The organism is Nonomuraea sp. NPDC059023 (genome assembly GCF_042740095.1).
In the GTDB taxonomy this organism is placed as follows: Bacteria; Actinomycetota; Actinomycetes; order Streptosporangiales; family Streptosporangiaceae; genus Nonomuraea.
In genome coordinates this window covers 56,679-64,161 of sequence record NZ_JBHYIO010000053.1, presented here as the reverse complement: position 1 = coordinate 64,161, position 7,483 = coordinate 56,679, and the positions used below count along the sequence as shown (strand labels likewise).

The 7,483-nt window shown below is 66.2% G+C and carries 5 protein-coding genes and 1 pseudogene; all 6 read left to right on the top strand.

Annotated features, from left to right (window positions below; all coding sequences use genetic code 11):
• A pseudogene (locus ACFWYW_RS52125) lies at nt 1–202 on the top strand (AMP-dependent synthetase); the annotation flags it as partial.
• Between the two features lie 47 nt (nt 203–249).
• Nucleotides 250–561 carry a hypothetical protein gene (locus ACFWYW_RS52120; protein ID WP_379624347.1) on the top strand — a complete coding sequence of 104 codons (312 nt, stop codon included), beginning with the start codon at nt 250–252 and terminating at the stop codon, nt 559–561.
• A gap of 168 nt (nt 562–729) precedes the next feature.
• Complete coding sequence (locus ACFWYW_RS52115; protein ID WP_379624345.1) at nt 730–2,022, top strand: RNA polymerase sigma factor; 1,293 nt, start codon at nt 730–732, stop codon at nt 2,020–2,022.
• A 589-nt stretch (nt 2,023–2,611) separates the two neighbouring features.
• Entirely contained in the window at nt 2,612–3,766 is a 1,155-nt protein-coding gene (locus ACFWYW_RS52110; RefSeq protein ID WP_379627879.1) for a phosphatidylserine/phosphatidylglycerophosphate/cardiolipin synthase family protein, read from the top strand.
• A gap of 763 nt (nt 3,767–4,529) precedes the next feature.
• Entirely contained in the window at nt 4,530–5,630 is a 1,101-nt protein-coding gene (locus ACFWYW_RS52105) for a hypothetical protein (RefSeq protein ID WP_379627877.1), read from the top strand.
• Entirely contained in the window at nt 5,627–7,450 is a 1,824-nt protein-coding gene (locus tag ACFWYW_RS52100; RefSeq protein ID WP_379627875.1) for an ATP-binding protein, read from the top strand. Before ACFWYW_RS52105 ends, ACFWYW_RS52100 begins: the two co-directional genes overlap by 4 nt.
• Nucleotides 7,451–7,483: the final 33 nt, after the last annotated feature.

Here is a 7,483-nt window from a genome sequence, read left to right as displayed (position 1 = left end):
CGACCCCGAATGGGGCGAGCGCGTGGTCGCGGTCGTGGTGCCGGCCGACCCCGCGCGCCCGCCCACGCTCGACCAGCTCCGCGCCTACGCCAAAGACCGGCTCCCGGCCTACGCCGCCCCCCGCGAGCTGCGGCTTCTCCCCCGGTTGCCGCTACTGCCGAACGGTAAAACCGACCTCGCCCTGTTGCGGACCGGAACCTGACGCGGCCGGGCTGCGTCATAGGTGGCGAGAGAAAGAGGGAGCGCTTCATGAACCAGACCCGCAAGATGTGGGCGTCCGCGGCGGCCGTCGGCGTGATCCTCGTCGGTGGCGCCACAGTCGCGGCAGCCGCCTCGGCGGGCCGGGTCGACCAGGCCCGGGGAGAGACCCGGGCGGAGGTCGAGAAGACCGCGCCCACGCCTACGCCCACCCCGACCGACCGCGTCGTGGTCTCCCAGGACATCAACCCCGACCCCTCCAAGGTCCTGGAACACTGGACCGAGCAGCGCATGGAGGGCGCGGAACCGATGCCGATGCCCGAGGTCGAGCTCAAGCCGGGAGAGTTCGAACTGGCGGAGTGAATTCCCGCAGGGTGTGGGGTGGATCGCATTCTCCGCGGTCCGCCCTTTTTTGCCGGGTCCGGGAACAAATGGCGGCGAATGACGTTATTGATACTGGTGCGTCGAGCGGCCACACCGCCCCACCACAACTGCCTGATCGCTTCGACTCCGTATGGAGGAGGTGTCCTCATGCCCAGAACCGCCGTGGCGGCCCCGCCCGCGACCCTCGACCAGCTCCTTGACCGAGGGCGAGCTCAGGGTCACCTTTCTCTTTCGGAACTGCGCGACGCGTTCGCGCTGGCCGGCATCAGCCCCGCCGAGGGCCGTTCCATCCTGCGCGAGCTGACCGAGGCCGGGGTGAGCCTGGCCGCGGAGAACGAGCCCGCCCTGACCAAGAAGGCCCCGGCCGCGAAGAAGACCACCGCCAAGAAGACGTCCGCGACCGGCAAGAAGAGCGCCGCGCCGAAGGCTCCAGAGGCCGCCTCCTCGGAGGATGAGCCCGACGAGCCGGCGATGTCCGACGAGGACGCCGAGCTGGAGCAGGAACCGCTCGACCTCGACGACAACCAGTCCGTCATGGGCGACTCCGTGCACACCTACCTCAAGTCGATCGGCCGCCGCACGCTGCTGACCGCCGCCCAGGAGGTGGAGCTGGCCAGGCGCATCGAGGCCGGGCTGTACGCCGAGTACAAGCTCGACAGCGACCAGAACTGTTCCGCCGCGGCACGCGCGGACCTGGAGCTGGTCATCGAGGACGGCAGGCAGGCCAAGGACCACATGCTGGAGGCCAACCTGCGCCTGGTGGTGTCGGTGGCCAAGAAGTACACCGACCGCGGCATGTCGCTGCTGGACGTGGTCCAGGAGGGCAACCTCGGGCTGATCCGGGCAGTGGAGAAGTTCGACTACACCAAGGGCTTCAAGTTCTCCACCTACGCCATGTGGTGGATCCGCCAGGCCATCCAGCGTGGCTTCGCCGACTCCGCCCGTACCATCCGGCTGCCGGTCCACGTGCTGGAGATGCTGTCGAAGCTGTCGCGGATCGAGCGCGACATGCACCAGCGCCTCGGCCGCGAGCCCACGCCGGAGGAACTGGCCGTCGAGCTCGACAAGACGCCCGACCAGATCGAGGAACTGCTGCGCACCAGCCGCCAGCCCATCTCCCTCAACGCCACGATCGGCGAGGACGGCGAGACCACGATCGGCGACCTCATCGAGGACGTCGACTCGCCCGAGGCCTCCGAGATCGTCGACCGCCAGCTGCTGGGCGACCAGCTCCGTGGCGTGCTCGACAACCTCTCGCCGCGCGAGTCCAAGATCATGGCGTTGCGGTTCGGCCTGGTCGACGGCAAGCCGCACACCCTGGACGAGATCGGCAAGCACCTCGGCCTGACCCGCGAGCGGATCCGCCAGCTGGAGAAGGAGTCGCTGTCCAAGCTCCGCCACCCCAGCAACACGCGCCCGCTCCTGGACTGGGCCAGCTGACCCACCCCGGAAAGGCCCGGCACCCCGCGCGGTGCCGGGCCTTTTCCTTTTTTCCGGTACGGCAAGCCGCCCTCCCCCACCCAATCCCGAAGCCCTGACCAGACCCCCTGTGGCCGACCGGCTTGACCAGATCTGACCCACCACCCAAAGCCGGCCACCGCGCCTCCGGGCGGCGCCGCCCTCCGGCTCACCTAGGTGTCCTTCCCTCACTCCTGGGGCAACGGCACGGTCCGGGGCCGGCCCGAGGCGGGTAGACGGCACGGCCCGGGGCGAGAACGTGGCCGCCCCGAGGCGGGCAGGACACGGCCCCGGGCGAGGCTGAGGCGGCCCCGAGGCGGGCAGGACACGGCCCCGAGGCGGGTCCGAGGCGAGGCCGAGGGGCGCAGATCCGAGGCGAGGCCGGGGCGCGAGCCCGAGGCGCGGGCCCAGGGGGCGCGGGTCCGAGGCAGGTCCGCGGTGAGACCCGAGGCGGGGCAAAGGCAGGCCGGGGCGGGGGTTCGGGGGTGGGTTTGGGGTGGGCTGAGAGTAGTTGGGTGGTTGGGGTGGTGCCTGCGGAGATGTCCACGTTCCGTAGTGTGATACTTACGGTATGACCGTCTTTGCCGGAGGCAAGATCGAGGCATTTGTCGGGCCCACCGAACTGGGCGCGGCCGACAACCTCGAACAGGTGATCATCGACTTCATCGGCGGCGCCAAGCGGTTCCTCGACATCGCCGTCCAAGAGCTCGACTCCGAGCCCATCGCCCAGGCCATTCTCGACGCCCGCTTCCGCGGCGTAGACGTCCGCATGGTCCTGGAGCAGGACTACCTGATCTCCGCCAAGCTCCCGAATATCGCCCCGAAGGCCGGGGAGGACGAGGCCGCCGCCCGCCTGCGCGTGCAGTGGGGCCAGGAGAGCGGCGCCAAGAGCCTGGAACCCAACCGGAAGATCCTCGCCGCGCTGCTGCGCTGCAACGTCGACGTCAAGGCCGACTACAACCCGGCGATCTTCCACCAGAAGTTCATCATCCGCGACTTCCGCGAACGCGCCCTGCCCAGCTCAGCGATCCTGTCCGGCTCGGCGAACTTCACCGGCACCGACTGCCACCGCAACCTCAACCACATCGTGATCTTCAACGACGCACGGGTCTGCCGCGAGTACACCACCGAGTTCGCCCAGATGCGCGCCGGCCAGTTCGGCCGCGGCGCCCACGGCAAGGTGCCCATGGCGTTCAACCTCAACGGCGTGCCGGTCAAGATCCTTTTCGCGCCCGACCACGCGCCCGAGCTGGAGATCATGAAGCAGATGCTCAAGGCGGCCAAACGGGTCGACTTCGCGATCTTCACCTTCTCCGGCTCCTCGGGCATCGACGACGCCATGATCGCGCTGGCCGCGGCCAAGCGGACCGTCACCGGCGTCATGGACCCCGGCCAGGGCGCCCAGGCCTGGGCCGCCACCCACGACCTCGACCGCGCCCGCATCGAGCTGTACTTCCCCAAGCGCAGCGCCGCCTTCGGCAAGCTGCACCACAAGCTCATGGTCATCGACGAGGCCGTCGTCATCGCCGGGTCCTTCAACTACACCGCTCCGGCCAACAACTACAACGACGAGAACATCTTCGTCCTCGGCAGCCCCTACCCGGACCTGCCCAAACGTGAGGGAGGCCCGGTCGACCCCGCCGCCTGCGCGGAGCTGGCCCGCTTCTTCCGCACCGAGATCGAGCGCATCGAGGCCGCCGGAGAACGCTTCATCGGCAAACCCTGACCACAAAGCAGCGGCTGGCCGGGCCGGCGAACCGGCGGACCCCGGCTCCCACGCTCCGCCCCCTGCTCCACTGGTGGCAGCGGCGTGGCGGCCATCCAGTGCTGCGCCTGGCGTTCCCCAGGCAGCGGGGACGGCGGCGTCGGACAGACATGGCGCGCGCTGACCGGCAGGCGATTGGCGGGCAAGCCTGGAGCACAGCCGCACACCGAGGCATGCACAGGCAACTCCCGAGGAGCTTTCCACTTGCGGGCGGAGGGCCGTCTCCTTGATCACGACCGAGCAGCGGTGGGCCGGTGAGGAGCCGAACCGGGTTCGCGACCACTGGCGTCAGCGGCTCGTTCGGGGCGTTGACGCCGCCCGCCGAGGTCCACCGTTGCGCCGTCCCACCACCGATCGGTCGCACCGCGATCGTCTTCGCCGCCGGCCGGACTGTTCCTTCCCATCGAGGAGAATGGGAGGCTGACGCTCATCCTCACCGAGGCCTTCCTTCTGGCTGCCGGGACGCACCCGCAGAAAGCGACGCAGCGGGGCGCCCAAGAACGTGCGCCTCATCCAAGCCAAGGGAATGCTCGATCACGTGTCGGCTGGAGAATCGCCGGTGGCCGCAGACAATGCGACACCGCAGAGAATGACATATTTGGGTCTAGATCTTCATTCGTCACCTCAGTAGCGTTAACGAAAGTGTCACGATCAGTTACCAACTGTCACCGGAGCCTGAGAGAGCTGGGTGGGCGATCCTCCGATGCGGCCTGACATCCACAGCTTGGCTGACATTCTTTCGGTCGCACCGTGGACCGACTTGGAGAAGCATATTGATCATCTGCGCGACCGGGTCGACGCAGCCGTTCTGGCCTCACATGCCCGTCGCGAACAACTCCGCACGGAGATCCTCTCCGAAAACCCAGGCTTGCGTACTCAAATCCGGCGCCCACAACCGGAGAAACTAGCGTGGGCAAAGGGCCTATTACGCTCGGGGATCGTCGCCGCTTCTGACGGCACGGTGGCTGCGGTGCCGCTTCTGAGTGGTACCAAAATCCAGATCGGAGTCGTGATCGTCACGAACACCGGCGAGTCGGTCCGCCTTGTGACAAGGGTCTTCGAGCACGAGCTGTCAGCCGGCGGAGACACTGCCAGGGAGTTCTTCGAGAACCTTCGAAAGGTGCATGGCAGCTCCAATCTGGCGAGCCGCGCCCTGATGTTGTTTGGCGAACGTCAAATTCTGCTCACGCAGGAAGCCGACTGGCGGATGATTCACGGCGAGCTAATCCCCTACGAACTTCGCACGGGCGTGGGCAGACCCGCAGAGAATCTTCCTCCGGTCTTCGACCTCGCCCGACGATACATCCAGAACCAACAGTTCATCGCGGTCAGCGAGAGCCCCGAGGATCTCGACGTGCTCAACGCCGGCATCATCCTAGAACCGGGTGAGTTCATCGAGCTTCGAACCCTTCATGATGATCTGACGATCTTCCTCGACGGCGACGCTGACACCGGCACCTCCAAGGCGGGATTCAACAACCTGGACCGGGCGACCTTCCGGAAGTTCATCGCTGACGTCGGACCCGAAGTGACCATCCTTCTCATGAAGGCCGGACATCGGCCCTTCCTCCTTGAGTGTCACAAAGATCGTGTCGAGGAGGCTGCCGCGTTGTTCCTCGCCGATGCGCTCTGGACACGAGGGCTGCCTGACGAGGGAGTCGCGGCGACGGCTCGGGGTTTTCCCTTCCACATCGACCTCGCGGACAACGTTGCCCGCACGATGTTCAAGGGCGGGGAGTTCCGCAATTTCATCGAAACCCGGCTGATGGAGCTCGGCGTCGAACAAGGACTCGCCGACCTGGACCCACGGAGGACCCGCGGATGAGCGTAGAGGAGAACCTACCGACAGAACCCGATGCCGATGAACCGGATGAGGCGAGTGAAGATCGCCAAACCGGCGAACCAGGAGGGAACGCGCCACCCGAGCTCGATAACAGCGAGCCTGAGATTGACTCAGGCGATATTGTGGCGGCCGAGTCCAGCCTCACGCGATCGCTCGTCACTCTGGGCTTCGTCGCCTTCGACGGGCAAGGCACCGACAACACCAGTACCGGTGTCATGGTGTCGGAGCAGCTCAGGCGACACTTCCGTCGCGATGCCTATGTCGGTATCACCGATACTGAACAAGGAATCACGTTTCTAGGCCGTGTCGTCGAAGGCCCCTTCCACAGCCCACACGAGATTGGGCCCGACTCGGCCATCAGCCGTACAACGCTGCTTCACCCTGACCGCACACAGTTCCGCCCCACCTATTACGCGTCTGGCACGATCGAGATCCTTGGCGAGGTCACAGACGCGGAGGTCGTCCTCCCCACGTCCACACGGCCACGGCCATACTCCCAAGCCTTCATCTACCCCAGCGACAGGCTTCGCCGGATGCTCGGGCTTGAGGGCGACATGCAACTCGGGACACTCCTTGGGTACGACGGAGTGCGGGTCGAGGCGGACTCGACGAACAAGGGGTTTCTTCCCCGCAACATCGGCATCTTCGGCACGGTGGGCTCAGGTAAGTCCAACACGACCCAGGTGTTGATGGAGGAGGCCATCCGGGCTGGATGGGCAGTGGTCGCCATCGACGTCGAAGGCGAGTACGTCCGGATGGATCAAGGTAATGATGAACCCCACCTTGCATTCCTTTTGGAAAAGCGATTCGGTGAACGGCTACCGCGCGGACTTCCCGACTGCCGTGTCTACGTGCCGAACGCGGGCATGACAGATGCTCCCCGCCCTGTCTTCTTCAAGGTCCCGATCTCGGATGTGCCCGAAGAGATCGTGGCCGATATCCTCGAACTGAGCGAGGCCCAGGTTCGCATGTGGGGCGCTATCACAGCCCAAGCTCGACGCGATGCGGCGAAGGCCTCGCGACCAAGCAAGATGGGTTCGCTCGGCCCCGCCACGACGCCGCCTGCACGCCCGTACACCCTCAGCACGCTGATCGACGGAGTCCAGGAGGACCCGGCAGGTGCCATCCCTCTGCTCACCGGCAAGATTGGTGTTCCAGAGAAGAACACCGCGTCGACGCTGCGTAACAAGCTCTTCAAGCTCGGCAGATCTGACATGCTCGACTGGAATCCCACACAGAACACTCCGTATTTGAACGTGGACGATCTCCTGGCACCCGGCCGCCTGAGCGTGTTCGACGTCAGCGAAACCAATGACACGGCGCGTAACATCGCCATCTCGTTCCTCCTTCAGGCGTTGTTCGACCGAGTCATCGCTGTTCCTCGCGGCCAGCCACTCGGACCGGGGCTGCCGCCTCGCCCGCCTGTCCTCGTCGTGATCGAGGAGGTGCACACCTTCGTGTCGCGAGCCAGCGCGGGACGCATGCGCGCCGTGCTGGATCAGTTGCAGGTCATCAGCCGCCGAGGGCGCAAGCGGTGGATGGGGCTCGCGCTGGTGTCGCAGCAGCCAGGACACGTACCAGAGGAGCTGTTCGAGCTGGCGAACACGCGCTTCATCCATCAGCTGAAGTCAGCCGGCAACCTCGCGCCCGTCCGAGCCACAACGGGCGGAGTTCACGAGGCACTCTGGGCGACCGTCCCCGCTCTTGGCCAAGGTCAGTGCTTGCTCACCGGGTCAATGTTCCGCAATCCCGTCTTCGTGCAGATGCGCCCAGCACGCTCCCGGCGCATGCATACCGCTTGATCACGATCCCCCCGTAGAGTCTTCCTGCCCGGC

What these genes read in the sequence shown, in the direction of transcription:
- ACFWYW_RS52120 (WP_379624347.1), top strand. Translation starts at nt 250, where the DNA reads ATGAACCAGACCCGCAAGATGTGGGCGTCCGCGGCGGCCGTCGGCGTG.
- ACFWYW_RS52115 (WP_379624345.1), top strand. Translation starts at nt 730, where the DNA reads ATGCCCAGAACCGCCGTGGCGGCCCCGCCCGCGACCCTCGACCAGCTC.
- ACFWYW_RS52110 (WP_379627879.1), top strand. Translation starts at nt 2,612, where the DNA reads ATGACCGTCTTTGCCGGAGGCAAGATCGAGGCATTTGTCGGGCCCACC.
- ACFWYW_RS52100 (WP_379627875.1), top strand. Translation starts at nt 5,627, where the DNA reads ATGAGCGTAGAGGAGAACCTACCGACAGAACCCGATGCCGATGAACCG.